Annotated in this window: 1 protein-coding gene and 1 pseudogene; both read right to left on the bottom strand. The window is 75.3% G+C overall.

Annotated elements, in window-relative coordinates:
- Window positions 1-1,506, bottom strand: a 1,506-nt coding sequence (locus tag PROKR_RS08675) for an amidohydrolase (RefSeq protein ID WP_245605760.1), incomplete at its 3' end; no start/stop codon positions are given.
- Window positions 1,507-1,622: 116 nt separating this feature from the next.
- Window positions 1,623-2,438, bottom strand: a pseudogene (locus PROKR_RS08670) (DEAD/DEAH box helicase); the annotation flags it as partial.

The raw sequence follows: 2,438 nt of genomic DNA, 5'->3' as shown, positions 1-2,438 counted from the left end.
GTCGGGGTCCTCGTGGCTGGTCGCGGCGCGCACGCCCTGCCAGGGGTCGGCCGGGGTGACGGGGGTGTCGGAGCCGAAAGCGAGCGGCACGCCCGCCTGTGCGAGGTCGGCGAACGGCATGATCGAGCCGGCGCGCATGGCGCCGAGCCGGGAGGCGTACACGCCCTTGCCGCCGCCGAACGACGACTCGAACGCGGGCTGCACCGACAGGCCGATGCCGTGCACCAGCAGGGCCGCGAGGGTCACGGCGTCGACGAACAGGGCGTGCTCGATGCGGTGGTGCCCGGCGCGCAGGGCGGACTCGCCGCTCATCTGGGCGGCGATCTGCAGGCCGAGCACGGTCTCGTCCATGGCGCGGTCGCCGATGACGTGGAACGCGGCCTGCACCCCGGTGGTGCCGCGGGCGGTCTGGACGGCAACCAGGTGGTTCGCGATCTGGTCGGCGGTCAGGTACAGGTTCCCGGTCCAGGGCGAGCCGTCTGCGTTGGTCAGGGCGCCGGCGAACGAGCCCGACGACGGGTCGCTGGGCAGGTCCGAGTAGGGGCTGCGCATCGCGGCGGTGCGCGAGCCGATCGATCCGTCGACGTTGAGGTCGCCGCCGATCCCGGTCAGGAACGGCAGCTCGTCCAGCAGGGCGCGGGCGTCGTCGGCGCCTGTGCACAGCTCGCCGCGGTAGGCGGCCAGGTGCGGCAGGCCCAGTGCGCCCGGTTCGGCCAGGGCGTCGGCCGTGACCGATGCGGCGCTCAGGGCGTGCAGCTCGGCGAGGCCGGCGCGGGTGTCGAGGTGCTCGCCGCTCATCTCGTGCACGGACACGATGCCGCGGGCGGCCCACGCGGCCAGGGTCTCGCGGTACAGGCGGGTGCGGCGCTCGGGCGAGAGGGCGTGCGCGACGTCGCGCACGGTGTGGTGCAGGTCGGCGGTGACCAGGCCGGTGTCGGCGGGGGCGTCGGACCAGCCGGAGCCGGACAGGCCGGTGCCGGTCCAGGCGGGGTCGCGCTCGATGCCGGCACGGTGGGCCAGGGCGGTGGAGATGACGGCGGAGTGCACGTCGACGCGGGCGGCGTACACGGGGCGGCCGTCGCACGCGGCGTCCAGCTCGGCGCGCGTGAACGCACGGCGCTCGGGCCAGGCCTGTTCGTCCCAGCCGAACGCGAGCAGCACCTGCTCGCCGGACGGGTCGGCCGCCGCGAGCTTGCGGGCGCCGGAGTGCAGGGCGGCCAGCGCGTCGGCCAGGGAGTGCACGCCGCCGGCGGGCGTGAGGTCCACGGAGTCGGTGGACAGGCCGGTCTCCAGGACGTGGGCGTGCGCGTCGACGAACCCGGGGGTGACCAGCGCGCCGTCCAGGTCGATCACGCGGTCGGCGCGGGCGGCGAGCCCGGCCGCGGTGTCGTCGGCTCCGATCCATGCCACGACGCCGTCGTCCACGAGGATCGCCTCGGCGAACGGGTCGGCAGCGGAGTGCACGACTCCGTTGCGGTAAAGGATGGATCGGGCGGGGTGGCTCACGGTGGGAACTGTAAACGATCGAGCGGATCGGTGCCCTGGTCAGGGGGCGACCGAGAGCACAGTCACCCGCTCCTCACCCGGGGGCGGCGCCATCGCGGCGCCGGCCCCGGGTGGTCTCAGAGGCTGGAGTAGGCCACGACCCCGCGCAGCACGGCGTCCTGCGCCTTGCGGGCCGTGGAGCGCAGCTTCTCCGACGGCGCGGCGCCGCCGAGCTGGTCGAGCACGTCGACGACCTGCTTGCACCACCGTACGAAGTCGCCCGCGGCCAGGTCGGAGCCGCGCAGCACGGAGTCCAGGCCCTTGCCCGACGCCCACCGGTACATTGCGCCGACCAGGCCGAGGTCGAGCGCGCCGGTCGCGTCGATGCCGTGCGCCTCTTCCAGGTCGTCGACCTCGGACCAGACGCGCTGCGTGTCGTCCAGCACACCGGCGAGGCGCCCGGTGGGCCCGCCGGGGATATACGGGTCGGGGGCGTCGTCGCGCCGCCCCTGGTAGACGACCGTGGACACGACGGCGGCCAGCCCGGCCGGGTCGAGGCCGTCCCACACGCCGCGGCGCAGGCACTCGGCCAGCAGGAGGTCGTTCTCGGCGTACAGGCGGCGCAGCCACCTGCCGTCGTCGGTCACCCGGATCCGGCTGGTGCCGGTGTCGGCGCCGGTGCGCTGCAGGTACCCGAGGGTGAGCAGCACGTCCAGGGTGCGGTCGAAGGTGCGGGCGATGGACCCGGTGCGGCCCTCGACGCGGCGCACGAGCTGGTCGTGCTCCCGCTTGAGCTTGTTCCACCGCTCGGCCCACCGGGCGTGGTCGTCCCGCTCGGGGCAGGCGTGGCACGGGTGGGCCTTGAGGGCCTTGCGCAGCCGGGCGAGCTCGGTGTCGGTGGAGGCGTCCGACCGGCGGCCGGCCGGGGAGCTGCCGCCCCGTGCCGCGCGGCC

Source organism: Promicromonospora kroppenstedtii DSM 19349 (genome assembly GCF_000515355.1).
GTDB classification, from domain to species: Bacteria; Actinomycetota; Actinomycetes; order Actinomycetales; family Cellulomonadaceae; genus Promicromonospora; species Promicromonospora kroppenstedtii.
The sequence above is the reverse complement of the archived record's forward strand: the minus strand, read 5'-3'. Positions and strand labels throughout refer to the sequence as shown.